Genomic DNA, 20,715 nt, shown 5'->3' with positions numbered 1-20,715 from the left:
AATAATACCTATATTTGCTCCCATATTTTCTTTCTTCAAGAGATTAGATAGACAGCAGCTAATAACTAATTACAAACAATCACTAGACAATGACAATGCGGAACCACCTTCGCCAGCTTGTAGCCCCAAGTGCGCTCCGGCGTGTGTTCGTCCTCGTCACTCTGCTTTGGCTCGGCTGGGGCACAGATATGGTGCAAGCTCAGCCACCCACAACCAAGCACCACACGATTAGTGGGCATGTGGTCGATGCCGAGAGTAAGGAAACCTTGATTGGAGCGACGATCTACGCACCCGAAACTAAGCAAGGAGCTTATACCAATTCTTACGGCTTCTTTAGCTTCAGTCCCAGCAAGCCGATTCGCTCAATCCGTATTTCCTACATCGGCTACGAAACACAAACCATCGAGCTTAACCTAAAAGCAGACACAACACTCACCATCGAACTTGACCCTAAGGGGCTACTACAAGAAGTAGTCATCACAGAAGAACGCCGACAGCTCCGTGCACCGCAGGCGGGGGCTATTGAGGTTCCCGTACATATCATCAAGACAACTCCAGCGTTGCTTGGAGAGAGCGATCTGATGAAGGCGCTACAACTAATGCCCGGGGTACAGAGCGGGAGCGAGGGCAGTGCAGGTGTGCATGTACGAGGTGGCGGACCCGACGAAAACTTGATCCTACTAGATGGCGTTTCGCTCTATAGTGTGGATCATCTCTTCGGGTTCTTCTCTGTCTTTACTCCTGAGGCCGTCAAGAAGGTCGACCTATACAAGGGTAACTTCCCTGCTCGTTTCGGCGGACGCCTCTCCTCTGTGATTGATGTGCGCACCAATGACGGGAATATGCAGAAGTACAAAGGAGCCTTGAGTATAGGATTGATCTCCTCCAAAGCTCAGATCGAGGGGCCTATTATTAAGGATAGGACGAGCTTCAATCTAGCCCTTCGTCGCACCTACATTGACTTGCTCGCCAAGCCTTTTATCCCTAGTGAAGACTTCGATGGAGGCTACTACTTCTACGACATCAATGCCAAGTTGCAGCACAAGATCGGGGATAGAGATCGCCTATACCTAAGTGTCTATCATGGACTAGACAAGCTGCATAGTGATATGAACGAAACATACAGCATCAGTGACGAAGACGGCAATGTGCACTCCTTAGATGTCAATACCAACGCCAATATGAATTGGGGCAATACTCTAGCTTCTCTGCGCTGGAACCATGTCTTCTCCTCCAAGCTCTATAGTGATATGACGCTGGCCTATACCAAATATCACTTCTTGACACGGTTCACCAACCGTATTTTGGAGCGTAAGGCAGAGAGGCAATTCACCTCCGTTGGCTACAACTCTGGTATTGAAGATCTATCGCTAGGCTGGAATGCTCACTACTACGCCTCGCCTCGCTCGGAGTGGCGCTTCGGGCTAGACTATATCCACCATACCTTCCGTCCCGAAGCCCACGAGCGGGTCAATAGAGGTGAGGCCCTAGGACTAGACGTAAGCCCAGACCTGCTGAATCCTAAACCCTCTAGTCTAATCTTTGCCCACCATGCAGCCCTCTATGCCGAGAGTAAGCTCCAGCTCAATGATGCCCTCCAGCTCAACGCAGGCCTGCGTGCGGCTATGTTTATGGTTAATTCCAAGCCTTATATCTCCCTACAACCTAGAGCCAACATAGACTGGCGTATAACGCCTCTGCTTAATATGACGCTCGGCTATGCACGTATGTCGCAGAATGTACACCTGCTTACCTCGGCTGCTATGACGCTCCCCACAGACCTGTGGGTACCTGCTACCAAACACCTCGAGCCGATGACCTCGGATCAGCTGAGCCTCGGTGCGAACTATAAGTTTGGCAATGGGTGGTATGTAAGTGCCGAAGCCTATTACAAGCACATGAACCATGTACTCGAGTATAAGGACGGAGCCAGCTTCGTAGGCTCGTCGGTTGGTTGGGAGAACAAAGTCGTCGCTGGTCACGGCCGTAGCTATGGGGTGGAGGCAATCCTGATGCGTCAGGTTGGCCGTACCACTGGTTGGGTTGGCTACACCCTCTCCAAGAGCGAGCGCCGCTTCCCTGATGGTTCGATTAATAGAGGTGAGTGGTTCCCCTACAAGTATGACCGCAGGCACAAGCTCAACATCGTCCTATCTCACAAGTTTAGCAATCGTGTCGATGCGTCTGCCTCTTGGGAGTTTTACACAGGTGGAGTGATTACACTTGGTTATGAGAAGATGCAGATTATCCGTCCAGATGTTATGGATAGCTGGCGATCGGACACACAGAGCTATATCCCCGAGCGCAACAACTTCCGTTTGCCAGCCACGCATCGCCTCAATTTAAGTGTCAATTACAATCGCTTTCACAAGGGGAGAGCCCAGAGTGTCTGGAACTTCAGCATCTTCAATGTCTACAACCAGAAGAATCCGGCCTTCATCTACCCTGCTGATCTGAGCAACTCTAGGAAGGATAATCGGGTAACGAAGTTTACGCTTCTGCCCATCATTCCGTCAATCTCCTACACATACAAATTTTAAGGTTCCTAAGACGATGAAACCATACATGCTTAAATTATCGGCTCTATTGGTAGCCGCTGTGTCAATGACGAGTTGTAAGTCGTCGCTTGATATCCCATACGAAAACCTCAAGGAGGAGCTAACGATTCTTTTCCTTGGTGCAACCGATCGGGACCAACATACGCTCAAGATCTCCCAAACCAGTATGGGGCGGTATTTCAGGATCAAGGGCGTGGAGGTGGAGATGAGCATCGACGGAGCCAAGGTAGGGCTCACTCCGATCAAGCCTCTTGGGACTTATGAACTCTCGGCTCAGTTCAGGAGTGGCCAGCGTGTGCAGATCTCAGCCAGCTACAAGGGCAAGAAGGCTTCGTCTGAGTTTGTAGTGCCAAGCCCAGCAGAGGTGCTTGAGGTCAAGCACGAAGACTATACCCTACATCGGGAAACAGGTAGTCGCAAGGAGTACACCCGCTGGAAGATTAGGCTCAAAGACCCCGCGGGGGAGAAAAACTACTACCGCATCTATGCGGAATATGCAGATGTAGTGCAGCGTGTAGACACTGGCGAGGAGTTTACGCCTAGGGGGTGGATCATGCTCAAGCTAGATGGGAGAGAGGACTACATACTCAGTGATGGCAATCCCGCAGCCCCCGGTAGCGAAGAGGCTGAAGACCCCTTCGATATTGCCTCGTACACCAATATCTACAACGTTTTCCCCGATCGTGTTTTCGATGGGCAGGAGGTTGGGCTCTCTCTCTCGTCCGATCGTATCTCTCTGCCGATGAACTTCTATTACCACAGAGAAGATGGGTATCATACCATTCTAGGAGATGGGAGTGAGGTGTTGGTCAAGCCCAAGAGTCGGCGTATTCGTTTCTTCGTGCAGGCTATCAGCGAAGATGTTTACAAATATCTCATTAGCCTAGGCGTAGCCCATTCGACAGATGAAGAATCTCCATTTACTACGCCCGTGCAGATCTACAGCAACATCAATGGAGGTACGGGTATCTCAGGCGTTAATGCTACTCGGGTCGTAGACTTCGATATCGAGCTCAAGGTGCCTAAGAAGCGAGAGCGTTAGCTACGATCGGGGTAATCCGAGGGTCTAAATCAAAGGCGGTGCATCGAAAATTGTTTTCGATGCACCGCCTTTGATTTATGATGTATGATAGACTATGGCACCAAGATACGCTGGTGCTGATAGCCCGATGGCGTACTAACTCGCACAATGTATTTACCCGAGGGGAGAGCTACCTCCGAGTCGATGAGCTGACCCGTGATAGTATAGACGAATATAGCGTCATGCTTGCCCTCAACCTTAACTCGATCTCCCTCTACATAGATGCGACATAGCTCTGCGATGAGAGGTTCGATACCGTTATGAGCCGATTCGTCCAAGATGAACTGCATGAGTAGATGCTGGTCTTGCTTGGGCTTAGCGGCAAATGAGAGTGAGCTGTGCTGAGCGTTGCCTTCAGCGTGGGCGTAGAGCAGAGAGTGGGGAGTGGTAATCTGTGGGTCGTGGTGTGTGGCCAGTATTAGGCCCGAGTTGCTCATGTCCTGAGCTATCACACCGGCATAGATTGGGTTGCCTCGCTCGATCGTATAGGGTTCGTCGAACATCACCTCGTTCCAGCCGTCTTGCAGTACCGACACTCTAGAGCGGAGCCATTGGCTCTCCCCTGCGTCAGCTCCCTTGAGTTTTTGGGCGAGGAAGATATAGGGTGTGCCTGCGTTTTGCTCTCGAGAGCCTAGCAGCCACCCAGTTTTGTTTTGCCCTACAGCCGCCACACAGAGCCGTACGCCTAGGATTTTTTTGCCGTGGTAAGCGTTGGTCATGTGCGTGGACATTTTGATTGCCCCTGCGTATAGACCATTGGGGTGTGTGATCTCTCCGGGGAGTGCGTACTGATAGTTGGGGTCTTCTTTGCCTACATAGCCGAGATAGTAGTAGGGGGACTTGGGCGTGTTGCCGTCGAGGTAGCAGGGGTCGGAGAACATAGATCGGCGGACTACTAGGTTGGCCCTATCGCCAAAGTCGCCAACGGTTTCTTGTACCCCCATACGTACGGCAATGCGTTCGCCCGCCTTCTTGACTGCTTCCTGATCTAGGACGCCAGCGGGGATTAGCCCCTCTTCCTCCTTGGTGCCGATGGAGAAAGCATACTCTACTTTGTACTCTCCTTTTGAGAGGTCGGGCTTCTGAGGCTGTATCGAGGCGTGAGAGCCTTTGATACCAGCCTTCCAGACCGAGCGATAGCCTTTGTCCCCCTGTACGAGAGCCTGCTCTATCTTAATAGCATCTGTGAGCTCTATGACGTGAGGAGAGTGTAGCCTCATCGTCACGAGGTGCGACCAAGTGCCCCCCTCCATGTCTAGTGTGATCTTGTGCGCCTTACCGTCCATGGGTATGCTGATGTTTTTGATATTGCTCGGAGCCTCGGTAGGCGCATTGGTTTCTTCTCCATAGCCGAAGATGATCAGCTCGGCATTGCTGCCGATACCCTCTACGACTTTGGCCGTAAACGAGAGGCTGTACTTACCCGAGTTGTTGCCAAGGTGGAGGATTGGACTCACTAGCCCTGAGGTTGTCTCATAGACCTCTTTGGGCAGGCCGGGGATCCTCATCTGAGCAGGGACACTGATCTGTATCGCACCGGGGCGAGCTTTGTGCGTCATAGCGAACCAACCCGATTGGCTACCCCACTCGTCTAGCCAGTTGGCTGGGGACTCAACCTCTTTGCCGTCGGTGGTGCCCTTGATCTCGAAATTGGCTACTGGGTATAGGACGTCTTCCTTGGCCTCGAACTCGTGTGTGATGTGCAGACGGTAGAACATGCGTGGAGCATCGGGGCTGGCTCCATACTCTGCCTTCACGTTGCGCCAATGGACTGTCATTGAGTTTGCCGTCAGCTCCGTCACGGGGAGTAACACGGGCTTGGCTAGATCCATTTTGAGTGTTTGGGCAACACCCTCTTGCGGCATAAGTAGGCATAGAGCCGATGCCACTGCGAGCCCGATGGACTTGAAGTGTGTAGGTAAATCTCTCATCTCAAGATTCTTTTTAGATGGTTCACAATTTAGTTTTCTATGACCGAGGTCTATTGATACTTGGTGCTCTCCTGTGGGAGGGCTACGCCTGCATCATCATTGCTTCCGATGCCTTGCGGTGGGTTGCGTGCTTTGGCGAGGCCTAGGGTCTTCGCTGGGGTTATCTCTCTTGTGGAGAGCTTTCCCCAAAGTTATCGAATTTGTCTGTCCCGAACAAGCCTTTGCACACCGCATCGCAGAGCTATGATGTACTAATGCCTTTCATGCTCATAGACCTTGCTCTGTGCAGGTTCTACCATTGCATTTGAGCCTCCATACCTCTACTGTCGATGCTGGCTTACCTCTAGGCTTAGGTCGTTGTGGGTGGTGTTTGTCTGTTTTCCGTTAAAGTTTGCAAATGGATTGTGCGCCAATTTGGGAGTAGGATAGGGAGATTGATCGGGGTTGGTGGGGCGCGGTGAGTAAAATTGATGGGAAGATTAGGACAGATTGATGGGCTCATACGTCAAGGTGTGTCCATCAATCCCCCAAGATTGATGGGAAGAAATGTTGAGCTAGATGATATTACCCTGAAGGATTAGTCGATTTTTGTTTTTATATTATTGTTTTATAGGTATTTGTACTGATGGCGGTTTAAGGCTTGTATCCTTGTTGAGCTGCACTAAGTGCCCCCAATGAAGCTCGACGCAATACAGAGCCTCCTAGGGGGCAAATACGCCTTCCTCCCTTTTGCTCCCTAGTCTATGCTTGTCTTCCCACCAACATTCTGAAAGTTGATCTAAAATATAAATCTCGGGGTTCGGAGTCCTCCACTGGGCATTAACTTCGGTTTTTGCCTCGTCTAGCCCTATACTTAATATGCATAGAAATGATTACATTTGCGGAGCGAGAGAATTATTGAATTAAGCTATGACCAATCGAGAGGAACAAGAACTGGCACGCTTGGAGGTTAATATGCGCCGACTTATAGAGTTATCTCATAGACAGGCGGAAAAAATAGCCGAGCTACAGCATACACTCTCGGAGCAGACGGCACGGCTACATGCCCTGCAAGACGAAGTCAATACGCTCAGGCATAGCGAGTCTTTGAGCCAAGTCGCCAATGCACTCACCATACAGGGAGCAGATAGGGCACAGGCTCGGGCTTATCTTGCGGATATTATCAAAGAAATAGATTACTGTATCGCTCAGCTATAAGTATCAGGTTTACGAGATGCAGACTGATCAAACCCCCAAAACAAGGCGTATCACCGTGCCGGTAGAGCGTGCTCGGTTGTCTATGATCGTGCCTGTGGAGGAGGAAGTCGCTTATAGGCGTGCTGGTGAGGAGCTAGGGCTTACAGTAAATATATATAGGAGCCGTCACCCCAATCACTCCGAGATCCCCGGAGATGGCTATATCGCTATGGCAGCCATTGATATAGCCTATCGTGCCGAGAAGGTTCGTCAACGTCTGGAAACAAGAGATTGGGCAGATCGCTTGCGTAGCCTCAACCAAGAGGCAGAGCAAGCCCTTGGGCTTATGGTCGATCTGTAAACCTGCGCCCTCTAGGCTTCGCCTTTGATACTACCTGCACCAAGGTTCATATTCTCCCCAGCTATTTTTTGTAGAGTATTAATGGTAAGTGTGTCGCCCGATAAAAGGAAAGGGATAGGCACTAAGATAACAAGACTAAATGGGAGGAATTATTGTAGCTGCCCTAATAGCAGCAGCATTCGTAGCCGGAGCGGGCTTGATGTGGCTCATCAACGAGCGACTACTCAAGCAGAAAACCGCCTCCATTATCGGAGAGGCAAAGAGAGAAGCCGAGGTGCTTAAACAGAAAAAACTACTTGAGGTCAAGGAGAAGTTTCTCCAGCTCAAGGGGGATCTAGAGCAGCAGGTCGCACAGAATAATAATAAGATTAAGCAGAGCGAGGCCAAACTCAAGCAACGTGAGCAGAGCCTCAACCAGAAGCAAGACGATCTAGGCAAAAAGAATAAGGAGGTTGATACTATTCGTGAGTCACTCAACCAGCAGCTTGCCGTTATCGACAAGAAGAAAGCCGAGCTAGAGGAGATCAAGCGTAAGGAAGTCGAGCAGCTAGAGAGCATCGGCGGCCTCTCGGCAGATGAGGCACGTGAGCGCATCATCGAGAGCCTCAAGACCGAGGCGCAGGATCAAGCGCAGAGCTACATCAACGAGATCGTAGAGGAGGCCAAGATGACCGCCAATAAGGAAGCCAAGAAGATCGTCGTACAGAGCATACAGCGCTTGGCCACAGAAACGGCTATCGAGAACTCTGTGACCGTCTTCCACATCGAGAGCGACGAGATCAAGGGCCGTATCATCGGCCGTGAGGGGCGCAATATACGTGCTCTAGAGGCTGCCACTGGTATCGAGATCATTGTAGATGATACGCCCGAGGCGATTGTGCTCTCTAGCTTCGACCCTGTGCGCCGAGAGGTCGCTCGTTTGGCACTGCACCAGCTCGTGCAGGACGGCCGTATCCACCCTGCTCGCATTGAGGAGGTCGTGAGCAAGGTGCGCAAGCAGATTGAGGAAGAAATCATCGAGACGGGTAAGCGTACCGTCATAGACCTAGGGATACATGGTATGCACCCAGAGTTGATCCGCATCGTGGGTAAGATGAAGTACCGCTCTAGCTATGGTCAGAATCTACTACAGCACTCACGTGAAACGGCCAATCTCTGTGCCATCATGGCTTCGGAGCTAGGCCTCAACCCCAAGAAGGCTAAGCGTGCAGGTCTACTGCACGACATAGGTAAGGTGCCCGATGATGAGCCAGAGCTACCACACGCTCTGCTAGGTATGAAGCTCTGTGAGAAGTATAAGGAGAAGCCCGATATATGCAACGCTGTAGGTGCTCACCACGATGAGATAGAGATGGAGAGCCTAATTGCCCCGATCGTACAGGTCTGCGATGCTATCAGTGGAGCTCGTCCCGGTGCTCGTCGGGAGCTTGTAGAGGCCTACATCAAGCGCCTTAATGATCTAGAGCAGCTCGCTCTCTCTTATCCCGGCGTCGTGAAGACTTATGCCATACAGGCAGGCCGTGAGCTACGTGTCATCGTCGGGGCAGAGAATACGGACGATACCTCTATCGCTACGCTCAGCGGTGAGATTGCCAAGAAGATTCAAGATGAGATGACTTATCCGGGTCAAGTCAAGATTACGGTTATTCGTGAGACACGCTCTGTGAGCTACGCCAAGTAGAGGCAAACCAAACGCAGTACTATACAGAGGCTTGGGGATATTTCCCCAGCCTCTATTCTACATTCAGAGATATGAGTTCATTCCCTTTTCGTCCACGCCTAGTAGAGTCGCTCAGAGGATACAGCCGTAGTCAGCTCTCCACAGACCTTATGGCTGGTGTGATTGTTGGTATCGTAGCCTTACCCTTGGCCATTGCTTTCGCCCTAGCTAGTGGTGTTTCGCCAGAGGTTGGGCTCATCACGGCCGTGATCGGTGGGTTTATCGTATCGGCTCTTGGAGGCAGCTCTGTGCAGATTGGAGGCCCAACGGGTGCATTCATCGTCATCGTCTATGGCGTTATCGAGCAATATGGCCTCTCAGGCTTGCTGATCTCGACCTTTTTGGCTGGTGTGCTCCTTGTGCTTATGGGAGCACTTCGCCTCGGCACCCTCATCAAGTTTATCCCATACCCCATTATAGTGGGCTTCACGGCTGGTATTGCGCTTACCATTTTCTCTACCCAAATCAATGATCTACTGGGCTTGGGTATAGAGGGCTTGCCTGCCGACTTCATCAGCAAGTGGAGCGTCCTCTTGAGCAATATCACCACGGCACATTGGATTACTGCCCTTATCGGCTTGGGGAGTATTGCGATTATTCAGCTTACTCCAAGGTTCACCAAAGTAATCCCCGGGTCGCTTGTGGCTATCGTCCTGATGACTCTTGTGGTGTATGTGCTTAGAGAGCATCTGGCTTTGGAGGGCATCAAGACTATTGGCGATCGCTTCACGATTTCCAATGAGCTCCCGCCTTTGGTTATGCCAGAGCTCAGCTTCCAGACGATTAGGCATCTTGCTGCCCCCACCTTCACGATTGCGATGCTCGGGGCGATCGAGTCGCTACTCTCGGCTAGTGTGGCTGATGGTGTGATTGGAGAGCGGCACGACTCCAATACAGAGCTTATTGCCCAAGGTGTGGCCAATATGGTCGTGCCTTTCTTCGGCGGTATCCCCGTGACGGGTGCTATTGCACGCACGATGACCAATATCAACAACGGAGGTCGTAGCCCTATCTCGGGGATTGTCCATGCCGTTACTCTCCTGCTCATATTCCTCTTCTTGATGCCCCTGACCTCTTACATTCCTATGGCTTGTTTGGCTGGGGTTCTGGTTGTAGTGTCGTACAATATGAGCGGATGGAGGTCTATTCGAGCCCAATGGTCTGGCCCCAAGAGCGATCTCGTTGTATTGCTTGTTACCTTTGCTTTGACTGTCCTATTCGACCTGACGATTGCTATCGAGATAGGGCTGTTGCTAGCGATGCTCTTCTTCATGCGTCGTATGGTCGAGAGTACTCGCATACTCGTTTCTCGTGATGAGCTCAGCCTCATCGCAGGGCAAGACGACCACAAGAGGAGCGCTGCCGAGGCTACGCTCAGTCTGCCTCAAGGAGTAGAGGTCTACGAGATCGAGGGACCATTCTTCTTTGGCATTGCGAACCGATTTGAGGAGCTTATGGCCAGTGCTCCCAAGCGACCCAAGGTGCGCATCTTGCGTATGCGCTTTGTCCCCTTCATGGACTCTACGGCTGTCTACAACCTTGGTATGCTGTGTGAGAAATCTAGAGCGGAGGGGATACAAGTCGTTCTCTCGGGAGTCAATGAGCGTGTGCGAGCTACGCTGACCGAGACCAAGGTCGAGGCGCTCATCGGCAACGACAACATTTGCCCCGATATTCAAACAGCCCTATCCAAGGCTGAGAGCTATACGAAACAATAAATATGAAAATAGGAAATATAGACCTTGGCGAGCGTCCGTTGCTGCTGGCTCCGATGGAAGATGTGACGGATGTCGCCTTTCGACTACTCTGTCGCCGATTCGGTGCGGATATGGTATATACTGAGTTTGTGAGTAGTGATGCACTCATTCGTCACGTAGCAGGGACTCAGCGTAAGCTCACGATCGACCCAGAGGAACGCCCTGCTGCGATCCAGATCTATGGCCGAGAGGTAGAGCCTATGGTAGAGGCCGCTCGTATCTGTGAGGCTGTCGGCCCCGATGTGCTAGATCTGAACTTCGGGTGCCCCGTCAAGCGTGTCGCTGGTAAGGGGGCAGGTAGTGGTATGCTTCGCTGCCCCGACGTGATGGTCGAGATAGTACGAGAGATCGTCAAGGCGGTCAAGATACCCGTGACGGTGAAGACACGCCTCGGCTGGGACAATGATAGTAAGATTATCGTTGATTTGGCCGAGCAATTACAGGACTGTGGCATTCAGGCACTCACCATTCACGGCCGCACGAGGGCACAGATGTACACGGGACAAGCAGACTGGACACTCATCGGAGCGGTCAAGAATAACCCACGTATGCATATCCCGATTATTGGCAACGGTGACATCACCACGGGAGAGGAGGCCAAGCGAGCCTTCGATACCTACGGAGTAGATGGCGTGATGGTCGGGCGTGCCTCGATTGGACAGCCTTGGATCTTTGAGGAGATGAAGCACTATATTCAGACGGGGGAGGCTCTGCCTCGTCGCGAGCATGCATTTTATCTCGACATTCTGCGTCAGCAGGTAGACAACAACATTGCCAAGCTCGATGAGCGTCGTGGCATTCTTCACTCTCGTCGCCATATCGCTGCCAGCCCGATCTTCAAAGGTATCGACAACTTCAAGCCCATTCGGGTAGGTATGCTCCGAGCAGCTACACGAGCTGAGCTACTCGACTGGATGGCCAAGGCCGAGGATATGATTTACGGTCGCCCCGTAACGCTCGAGTAGTCGGTCTAGTCGAGCAGGATTGTATGAGCTTATCAACAAAAGATCTTACCAATGAATAATATGAATAAGAAGACCAAAGTCGGTGTATGCGCCCTAGCTCTAGGGCTGTTCGTAGCGTGCGAACCAAGCAAGCAGCAGTTCGTCGCCGAGGGAACGGTAGAGGGGGCACAAGGGCAGATGCTTTATCTCGAGGAGGTGGGCACGGGGAGCTTTCTCTCTATAGACTCCACTCGCTTGGATCAACTCGGATCGTTCCGCTTCGAGCACGATGGAGCGAGCTATCCGATGTTTTACCGCATTCGTCTAGGAGGCAATAGTATTCCTTTTGCCGCAGACTCGATGACGCACATCAAGATCCGTACAAGTGCCTCTTCTTTCTTCGAGGGCTACGAGTTGCTCGAAGCCGAGCAGTACAACTACCAAATCCGAGATATCAGCCACCAACGCCATCAGACCGATAGGCGTGTGGATAGTTTGTTGGCGCTATATACCTCGGGGCATCTGGGCTTGGACGAAGTGCGAGAAGCTGTGGATTCGGTCAAGGTAGCCTTCAAGCACGACATGGTTTCTCGCTATATCTATGTAGATCCCAAGAGCCCTGCCTCGTACTATGCACTCTTCCAGCGCAAAGGTGGGGATGCTGCTTATTTTTCGGCTGACGATGAGGGCGACGATAGGGCGTTTGCAGCCGTAGCTACGGCATACGATACATACTATTCGGCAGCTCCATATACGCCATTCCTCAAAGACATGGCTCTGCGTGCTATTGCTCTGAGCCGTGTGCGCAAGGCTCGCCAAGATGCGCTAACAGACTCGGCCCAACAAGCCCCCGTGCAGACTATCGCTTACCCAGAGATCAAGCTCAGGGACCGCCACGGAGTGGAGCAATCCCTCGATAGCTATGCTCAGAGCGGACCTGTGCTCTTGAGCTTTACTGCCTACTCGGCTCAGTGGTCGCCCGGCTTGGTGGCTACGCTGCGAGAGCTCAAAGAGGCAAATCCGGGCCTAACGATCTACGAAGTATCGGTCGATGGCGATGCCTACTACTGGGAGAATGCGTCACGAACTCTACCTTGGATCAGCGTCAATGACCCAGAACAGTACAGCCTGCGTAGCTACAATGTGCAGCAGCTCCCCACGTTCTTTGCCATTAAGAACGGCGAACTCAAACGCCTCGAGCACCCTAAACAAATCTTGCAGTAGGCACACTCGGCTAACCTAGTGGCCTCTGCACACAGACCTAGAGGGAGGTGTGCCCAAGCTCAGCCTTGGCCGCCTCCCTTTGTTGTGCTTCCCCTCTATAGTTGTGGGGATAGAGCTAAGCAGAGAGATGCTTGGATTAGGCACAGTCAAACAACAAATAACTACCGATATGCAGACGATTTTTGATTTTACCGCCTTGGATAGTCAAGGCAGAGAGCACGCACTCGAGCAGTACAGAGGGCAAGTCCTGCTCATTGTCAATACAGCGAGTAAGTGTGGCTTCACACCTCAGTATGCTCAGCTGGAGGAGCTCTACCGCAAGTATAAGGATAGAGGGCTCGTCGTGCTAGGCTTCCCGTGCGATCAGTTCGCACATCAAGAGCCCGGCTCCGATGAGCAGATTCGCAGTTTCTGTCAGATTAACTATGGTGTGTCCTTCCCGATAATGCAGAAGGTCTTGGTCAATGGCGAAGAAGCAAGCCCTATTTTTCGTTGGCTACGTACACAAGCTGGCGGTTGGTTCGGCAACCGTATCAAGTGGAACTTCACCAAATTCCTCATCTCTCGAGATGGGCTAGAAGTCAAGCGCTACAGCCCCATACGCAAGCCTCTCTCCTTTGCCGAGGACATCGAGCGCATGCTTGGGTAAGTCCGATTGCTTGTATGCGCTATCTACATCATGAAGCAATAAAATAGCCCCCAGCGATCTCTTTCGCTGGGGGCTATTTATTTTATCCCTAGGGGCGGTAGTCGCCTATCGGTCTGCGTTCATGATTACCACACGGTTCCACACGTTCTCTGCGTATGGCTGCTGGCGGTCACCCTCCCAGCTGATCTTGATGCGGTCGGCAGAGATACCATACTTCTCGGTTAGGATCTTAGCCACAGACCTAGCACGACGCTCGGAGAGCTTGTAGTTGTACTCAGGCGTACCAGTCTTGCGGTCTGCATAACCCACGAGTGTGATCACGTCGCTGTTGTTGAGTGCATACTGAGCGATGTGGTGGATATTGATCATCTGGTTAGCATCAACCTTGTCGCTGTTGAGGCGGAAGTAAACCACATTACCCACGCTAACGCCTTCCTTGAGCATTGGCATAGGCTCTGGGCAGTCTACGGGACGCTTGCTGAGCTCAGCATTCTCTGCACGTAGGGCGTTGAGCTGATCGTTTAGGCTCTTCAGGTAAGCAGGGTCTTCCTTCTCAATAGCTCTAAACACCTTCTTGCCTAGGTGGAAGGTAAGGCTTGCGCCCATAGCGCTTGTAGTACGACCGAAGATAGCACCGTCTTCTGTACGGTAGCTAGGCAGACGGAAGTCATGCGTCATGAGCTGGCTCTCGAGGTTGAGATCGACTCTCTTGCTCAGGCGCATCTTGAGCTGTAGCCCTGCGTGAGCAGTAGCGGTCCAGCGGTGGTGCATACGAGATTTGTTCTCTACCGTGCTATTCCAGTTGTAGCCCACACCCATACCCACGAATGGAATGATGTGGAAGAAGCGGTTCTCCTTGTATGGTGCGAAGTAGTTCACCAAATCGAGCATAGCATCGAACTGACCTACTGCAAACTGATGGTAGCCAACGTATAGGTTGGGGTTGTTTGTCGGGTACTGAGTCCCGTAGTCCTTCATCTCACCACCCATAAATTGGATACGTGTAGCGAAGTAGGGGTTGTACCACTTACCGATAGCAATCTTGGGGATAACGTAGTTGATACGATCTTTCCAAGCGAGCTTGTCGTTGTGCCCACCATAGTTGATTGTAGCTAGGTTACCAACCTCGATAAACATGTGATCGCAGCTAGCGTCCTTGGCGAAAATAGTCTTATGTGCAGCTTGAGTAGGCTGAGTATTCTCTTGGGCGCTCAGTGAGGCTAGGCCAAACATAGAAGCAAGCGCCAGAGTAGTGAATTTCGTATTCATTGTCTTAATGCTTTTTAGTCTTTTGGGTGAAACACTACTTAGAACGAATTACAACGACACGATTCCAAGAAGCACTCTTGGCATCGAACGGAGCATCAGCAGCCTGCTTCCACTCCACTGTAATCTTGTGGCTAGACACTCCGTACTTCTCGGTCAGTACCTTAGCAACGGCTTGAGCACGCTTCTGAGCCAGATCCTTGAAGCGACTCTCCGACTTCTGGACGTAACCCGTAACGATGAGGTCGCCGTTGTAGTCCTTGCTAAACTGAGCTGCGTCGAAGACTGTGATCAGCTGGTCGTCCGATACTTGACTCTTGCCATGGCGGAAGAGGATAGACTTCTCTGCGAGGAAGCGGTTCTCTGTGTCTACAATAGCCTGAGGCATCACCTCTGGGCACTCTACGGGACGCTTGCTGAGCTCTGCATTCTCTGCACGCAGGGCGTTGATTTGGTTTTGTAGAGCGTTAATCGCCTCGTGGTCTACTGGGCGCACTGGCGTGAAGCCAACCTTGCCGAGGCGGAAGTTAAGACCGGCCGAGAGCATGAAGCGTAGGCTGTTTTCGAAGCGGATAGGGAAAGACTTGGCTAGCTGTAGACCATTCCAGCTACCCTCACCCTCACATACTAGATCTACACGAGAGCCTAGGCGGAGTGCTAGCTGTAAGCCTGCGTGCGCAGAGGCGGAGTGTGTATTCTTCTCTCCTACCGTTGCGCTGTCGAACTTGTACTCATAGCCCACACCAGTGAAGGGGATCAGGCGAAAGGCATTTGGGCGATCGGTTGATCTTGCCAAGCCTAGTAGGTCTAGCATAAAGTCATAGTGAGCACCAACAAACATATTGGTATTCTTCCATTCGCCGTGGAAGCCATCGAAAGAAACAGCTTCTCCACCGACTACTTTGAGGCGTGTGGCATAGTAAGGATTGTGCCATTTCCCCAAAGCAATAGAGGGTGCGATGCGGATGCGATCGGTAAACTTGGCGTTGTCGTTGTGTCCGTTGAACATCATAGTAGCACCACCCTGTAGAGTAATAAACCAATTGTGAGGCGTGCTCTTCTCGTAAGCCGTCTTACAAGCATGAGAGCCACCATCTTGAGCACCTGCTGTCAGTGCCATTGCTCCCATGAGGGAGAGCATAGTCAATTTTAGCTTCATAATATTTTATCAATAGTGTAATTAAATATCTCACCAACCTGCTTTAGCTAACCAATGCTAGGTAGGGCAAAAATACTAAAATAAAAGGATTTGCGCCATTTGTGGCAATACTTCGGCTTTTATTGCGTTGCCCTATGTGCTACAATGGGTGCGCTAGACTATTATCTAGCGCACCCATTGTAGCGTGGATTGAAGTGTTTAGTTGCTGATTTGGTTAGTATTCGAGAGCGCGAGGGAGCTCCTTGGCTTGTGCGATCCAAGCCTCTACGTTCTTGATTGATGGCGTTCTGCGTACGAGCTTTTTGGTTTCGTTTACTTCTTCCATTTTGGCTAGCAGGTTCTCTGCTTTGCGGTGGGCAAGTTCCTTGACGGTATCGACACCAGCCGCCTCTAGGAGCTCTGCATACTCAGCCCCAACACCACTGATGCGGAATAAATCTGTCATATTAGCCCATTTGAGGATCTTCGCTTCGTCAAGCCCAGTCTGCTCGGCTACCTCTTTGCGCTGCTTCTTGGTGCGGCAGGCTTCCAGTAGTTTGTCGGTGCTAGATATGCCCACAGCTCTGAGCTTCTCTCCGTAGGCTGGTCCTATACCCTCAAGCTCTTCAATCTTGTAATTTGCCATAATGTTTGAGTTTAGATTACTTGTTAGATATTTGTGTACGAACGTGTACGCCCAAAGTTAGTAAAATAATCTGTAATTGCTTAATAAAATTTTAATGCTACTCCTTCAAGAAATCCAGCTCGCAACTGATAGGACTTTCAAGCAGACCACTGAGTGTCTTGTCCTAGTAGTGACAGAGTTCTCTTTCTAGTCTACATGCTTGTTTTGTGTTTTTAACAATTTAGGGCCAATTCTTAAGCGAATTGAGCATGCTGAGGGGGATAACGGCTGACTTCGTACTTGCCCCCCTAGCAGGCCCTAGGTTGCGTTCGACCCCGTTTGGGGGCTAAGGCTCCAGTCGAATGGAGATAGTGGCTCAAAATGGATGTTTTGTAATTTACTTGTAATGAATGCCTTGTAGGGATTATCTGAATGATTAGGCCGATTCTTGCCACATTTCTTGGCGTTTCTTCCCATCAATTTTTGAGGATTGGAGGACATAGCTTATCGTATCAGCCCACCAATCCTTATGAATCTTCCCATCAATTTCTCATCTTGGGCGAAGCCATTCGCCCCAATGTCCTTTTTAATCGTTCGATTTAAGCCTAGTCTGTTTACATACTTTAACTAAAAATGCGAAAATCACCTCCCAACATATCCATAGAAACCATTGCACAAGTCCATTCTATGAGTTTGTGCAATGGTCTCCATTTGCAATATATAGCGCTCAGCATTGCTACATAACTGAATTAGCCAGTCGAAGGGTTATTGATTGCAAATGAAGATGTATGGTATTATCAAGCTGGTTGAACTTTGCTTTGTAGGTGCTCCCGAATAAGAAAATGCGGTGCGCCGAAACTATATTTCGACACACCGCATTTGAGTCATCAAATGTTACACAATTATAGCACTAGAGCTATCTCCTCGCAGGAGGATCCTGCTTAAACAAGCGAATAGAAGCCTTCAATCTGTATGTTTGTCCAGGAGGTGCATAGGCCTTGGTTCTCACTCTCATGTTTATCTTTTGGGGATTCTCGAAGTCATAGACCCACGAGTGTGCAACAAGAAAATGTTTGACCATAGTTTGACCAGTGGAATTCTGAAAAGTGACAACATTATCTACACCATAGCTTCCCACGTGACCATTAACGAAACTCATAGATCCTGACCCATAAAGATCTCTATAGTCACTCCAACGTCCCGAACGAAATTCTTTTATTCCCTTGGCAGGAAGCACTATTGGATTGTTGTTATTGGAATAGTCTGAAATCGGCTTACCTGATCCAGGAGTCCAGAATTCATCCGTAGCGATTTCAGTACGGAGCAATTCCTTAGCTCTCTCTGGCGTAATATTTTCATCCTTATAAAGTTGACCGACATAACGAGACCAAATTTTAACATAAGAGTTATACGGATATAGCTGATTGTATCCAGAGAATTCGTAGCGATAAGCTAGTGCCTTACAGTTTTTATGTTCTGCAGAGTTCACCAAACGGAGGGCGTAGACAAAGCCATTAGGACTGCCAGACTTGAGTTTAGACATAAAGTATGACTTTCCCTTATAAACGGGGCCTCCAGGACCCTGGATTCTTATTTCATCGTTAAATCCATTACCCATGAAGTTAGGTTGACTGCCAGCATTTGCAGGCCAGAGAATAGGACGCTCATAGGTTGGAGCTGGATTATTAAGCGTTGTGTAGTGAGGTAATATCGTACTCCAATCTTCTTGTTGTGGGATATAATACTTCTGTCCCCCAATAGTCCGCTGCAGCTCATTAGTGTTGGATCTCAAGAGATCTTCAACATCAAGCAGCTCGTAAATTTGATCTATCTCAGCATCTGGAGCCTGGTTGTTTCCTTCGATTGCCCAAGCACCTGAGCCTACACGCTTGAGGTTATGTGAGGCTACATAGTCCAGAGGGAGCAGACCATTTGGATAGCCCTCACAGCTAGGCTGGGGCGTTGCCCCATCTTTGTATTTAAGAGTTAAGGGTATCGCCGCCTTCAATGCAAAGTCTTTCTTAATGCTCGTAAAAGCCAAGTGCTTCTCTGATCCATCCTGGAGATAGATTTTGGTATCTCCCGTGAGATCTGCCTTTTCTTTGATAGGCATAAGCCAGATGTAGTACCAATCAGATTTCTGACCTGGCTGCACTGTAACAGGGGCTCCCGGAAGAGGATATTCTGCATCAAGACTGGTAGGTCCCCCAACATTAACAAGACCCTCAAGAAGCTCTTGTCCATTATGCACCTGCCCAGTAAATGTGCTCCTAGTGAAGTCATAGCCCCAGCAACCACGTAGCACATTAGACTCAATCTTGACCTTGCTAACAGTAACGGGTGTAGACTTCATATTCTGAATTTTGAAGCGCAAGAGGACACCACTAGGGTGGAAGTGCAGACACTGTGGCTGACCAGATACACCATCCTTGATCACAAGCCTTTTGTTGACGATCTGTATCGTCGTCCAATTAGCGAGGTAAGGGATTAAGGTGCGTACCTTCTTTTCTCCACTAGAGTTGGGGACATTTTCTATTCTACTCAGACTAACATCATTCTGGTTAACGAAAACCATATCCTTATAGTTAGCGGCCAGAGCATGATTAGCATCTACTACGTAGGTATACGTTTCCCCGCCCTCTTCATTAAGGACGATGGCTGCAATCTCCAGACCTGTCGTTATATTCTTAGGTACTTTGATCTGCCCCTTATAGGTAACTTTATTCTGACCTCGAACTTTCGTGAACTTCAAAGTCTGGAAAGCATACTTTCTATTCGAGGACTCTCCACCGCGTATCACCACATAGATGTAGAGGTCTTTCTCTGCCATAAAAGGTTTCAAAATCCTTCCTGTTCCCTCATCCTCTATAACTTGATGGAGCCTCAGCTCGCCTTCTACCTCTGTCGTCAAGTCTGCCTCGACAAGATCGTACTCAGCCTCCGTCATTGGAGGCAAATCTGGCTCATTCTTAATCAACTCTTTGTCGCAAGAGGTCAGTGCCATCAAGCCCAAGAAGAGGACGAGTATCAGTTTACTTATTTTCATCGTTTTTTTTATTATGTGATCTTGTATCAAACTAATCACTGAATTGTCAATGCTAAAAATTGTCTGATTCCCACTCTCCGTCATTATCAAGATTTTCAAAATCTCCACAGATGCCATCTGTAGGATGCGAACTTGTCTGTAGAAATGAAGCTAGGCGTACGCCGATCACTTCTACTGCTGGTGCAGAGTATCCGACCCTCACTAAGGCTTTCCTTTCATCAATTGTCACCATTACTGCTTTTTTACTGATTTATTGTTTTCGTATTCACTACTCCATTGTTTCACAGTCTGTAACCTTTTCTCGAATTCACTTGGTCATCATCCGAGTGCGAATGAGAACGAGTAGGTACAATTCAGGGTACAAAGTTAGGCCTTTATTTTCAAATAGCAACAATCGGGGGATGTGAAACAGGGCAGCCGCATCAAAATATAAGCTACTGATTATCAATATCCATTTCTTTTCTGACAATAGAGATTGAGAGCAGTTAAGTTCAAAGCTAATGTTGATAATCAATATGTTAAGTGTATAGCCAAAATTTGATGCGGTTGCCCTGACTAAACCAACCGAACCAGCTCCTAGCTTCCTACAAGTATATACTCAGGTTCGTCGCGACCGGATGAAGCACTCCTTTCTCCGCCAAATCAATGCTTGCGTTCATTGGAGAGGTATCCGCACGCTGCTGAACAAGAAGTACACCAAGACACAGAATGCCGTAGGCAACCCTGCCTGCGATGCCTTGCTGATGTTCAAGATCCTTTTGCTAGAGGAGACTATTGCACAATGGCTTCATAAGCCCTATCCCCACTGCTCAATTTATACATTCTTTTACTCCTCTGTATGATGATCGAGCAGACAATCTCTAGTCGAGCGGAAAATCGGGAAACCTCGTATTTGACCTCTAGCAGGCTCTAGATCACGTCCGACCTCGTTTGCGCACCTCTCTCCCAGAGGCAGAGGGAGAGAGGCTTAAAAAAGCACAAGTACAACCGACTAGCAAATAGATATATAGACTAAAATTACGTGAGTTCGGTATAAGATATGGAGTAAGAATTGAGTATTTTTTTCTTGATTATCAATGGTTTATCTATTGGAAGAATGGGAGATATTTAGTATCTTTATAGTTGTAAATCAAACAGATAACCAAATACTCCCATCCTATGGATAAGGCAAAGTTAGTAGAAATATATTGTGTAGTTGATGAGTTTTGTAAAGGCGCTGATCGCTACATGGCACTTAAG

14 protein-coding genes and 1 pseudogene are annotated in these 20,715 nt (G+C 49.7%); 10 read left to right on the top strand and 5 right to left on the bottom strand.

Annotated elements, in window-relative coordinates; all coding sequences use genetic code 11:
- Positions 1-95 precede the first annotated feature (95 nt).
- Both HQ41_RS08725 and HQ41_RS08720 read left to right on the top strand, forming a co-directional pair.
- Positions 96-2,540 (top strand): TonB-dependent receptor, encoded by a 2,445-nt coding sequence (locus HQ41_RS08725; RefSeq protein WP_052405368.1) that lies wholly within the window; start codon positions 96-98, stop codon positions 2,538-2,540.
- Positions 2,541-2,553: 13 nt separating this feature from the next.
- Positions 2,554-3,600 carry a DUF4249 family protein gene (locus tag HQ41_RS08720; RefSeq protein WP_081964822.1) on the top strand — a complete coding sequence of 349 codons (1,047 nt, stop codon included), beginning with the start codon at positions 2,554-2,556 and terminating at the stop codon, positions 3,598-3,600.
- 92 nt (positions 3,601-3,692) lie between these two features.
- Here the strand turns inward: HQ41_RS08720 and HQ41_RS08715 are convergent, their stop codons facing one another.
- Positions 3,693-5,570 (bottom strand): T9SS type A sorting domain-containing protein, encoded by a 1,878-nt coding sequence (locus HQ41_RS08715; RefSeq protein ID WP_044190590.1) that lies wholly within the window; start codon positions 5,568-5,570, stop codon positions 3,693-3,695.
- Positions 5,571-6,479: 909 nt separating this feature from the next.
- Between HQ41_RS08715 and HQ41_RS08710 the strand changes: the two genes are divergently transcribed.
- From HQ41_RS08710 to HQ41_RS08680, 7 genes are all read left to right on the top strand, one after another.
- A complete protein-coding gene (locus HQ41_RS08710) occupies positions 6,480-6,767 on the top strand; it encodes a hypothetical protein (RefSeq protein WP_044190586.1) in 288 nt (95 codons plus the stop codon).
- Between the two features lie 16 nt (positions 6,768-6,783).
- The gene (gene zapA, locus HQ41_RS08705) at positions 6,784-7,107 is read left to right on the top strand and encodes a cell division protein ZapA (protein WP_044190583.1); all 324 of its coding nucleotides are present in this window, start codon (positions 6,784-6,786) and stop codon (positions 7,105-7,107) included.
- 139 nt (positions 7,108-7,246) lie between these two features.
- The gene (rny, locus tag HQ41_RS08700) at positions 7,247-8,788 is read left to right on the top strand and encodes a ribonuclease Y (protein ID WP_044190580.1); all 1,542 of its coding nucleotides are present in this window, start codon (positions 7,247-7,249) and stop codon (positions 8,786-8,788) included.
- Between the two features lie 71 nt (positions 8,789-8,859).
- A complete protein-coding gene (locus tag HQ41_RS08695) occupies positions 8,860-10,545 on the top strand; it encodes a SulP family inorganic anion transporter (protein WP_044190578.1) in 1,686 nt (561 codons plus the stop codon).
- A gap of 2 nt (positions 10,546-10,547) precedes the next feature.
- Positions 10,548-11,549, top strand: a complete 1,002-nt coding sequence (gene dusB / locus HQ41_RS08690) for a tRNA dihydrouridine synthase DusB (RefSeq protein WP_044190575.1) — start codon at positions 10,548-10,550, stop codon at positions 11,547-11,549.
- 60 nt (positions 11,550-11,609) lie between these two features.
- The gene (locus HQ41_RS08685) at positions 11,610-12,752 is read left to right on the top strand and encodes a DUF4369 domain-containing protein (RefSeq protein WP_044190612.1); all 1,143 of its coding nucleotides are present in this window, start codon (positions 11,610-11,612) and stop codon (positions 12,750-12,752) included.
- Positions 12,753-12,921: 169 nt separating this feature from the next.
- On the top strand, positions 12,922-13,401 hold the full coding sequence (locus tag HQ41_RS08680) for a glutathione peroxidase (RefSeq protein WP_044190573.1): 480 nt from the start codon (positions 12,922-12,924) through the stop codon (positions 13,399-13,401).
- Positions 13,402-13,506: 105 nt separating this feature from the next.
- Here the strand turns inward: HQ41_RS08680 and HQ41_RS08675 are convergent, their stop codons facing one another.
- The 4 genes from HQ41_RS08675 to HQ41_RS08660 all read right to left on the bottom strand — a co-directional run bounded on the left by HQ41_RS08675 (position 13,507) and on the right by HQ41_RS08660 (position 19,593).
- Positions 13,507-14,670, bottom strand: a complete 1,164-nt coding sequence (locus HQ41_RS08675) for an OmpA family protein (RefSeq protein ID WP_044190571.1) — start codon at positions 14,668-14,670, stop codon at positions 13,507-13,509.
- A gap of 34 nt (positions 14,671-14,704) precedes the next feature.
- Positions 14,705-15,826, bottom strand: a complete 1,122-nt coding sequence (locus tag HQ41_RS08670) for an OmpA family protein (RefSeq protein ID WP_044190569.1) — start codon at positions 15,824-15,826, stop codon at positions 14,705-14,707.
- A gap of 214 nt (positions 15,827-16,040) precedes the next feature.
- Entirely contained in the window at positions 16,041-16,451 is a 411-nt protein-coding gene (locus HQ41_RS08665; protein ID WP_044190567.1) for a DUF4332 domain-containing protein, read from the bottom strand.
- A gap of 895 nt (positions 16,452-17,346) precedes the next feature.
- A complete protein-coding gene (locus tag HQ41_RS08660) occupies positions 17,347-19,593 on the bottom strand; it encodes a hypothetical protein (RefSeq protein WP_044190566.1) in 2,247 nt (748 codons plus the stop codon).
- 542 nt (positions 19,594-20,135) lie between these two features.
- Here HQ41_RS08660 and HQ41_RS10000 point away from each other — a divergent pair.
- Positions 20,136-20,243: pseudogene (locus HQ41_RS10000) on the top strand (IS5/IS1182 family transposase); the annotation flags it as partial.
- Positions 20,244-20,715: the final 472 nt, after the last annotated feature.

It is taken from the genome of Porphyromonas sp. COT-290 OH860, from assembly GCF_000768935.1.
Taxonomy (GTDB): Bacteria; Bacteroidota; Bacteroidia; order Bacteroidales; family Porphyromonadaceae; genus Porphyromonas.
This window is presented reverse-complemented; position numbering and strand designations above follow the sequence as displayed.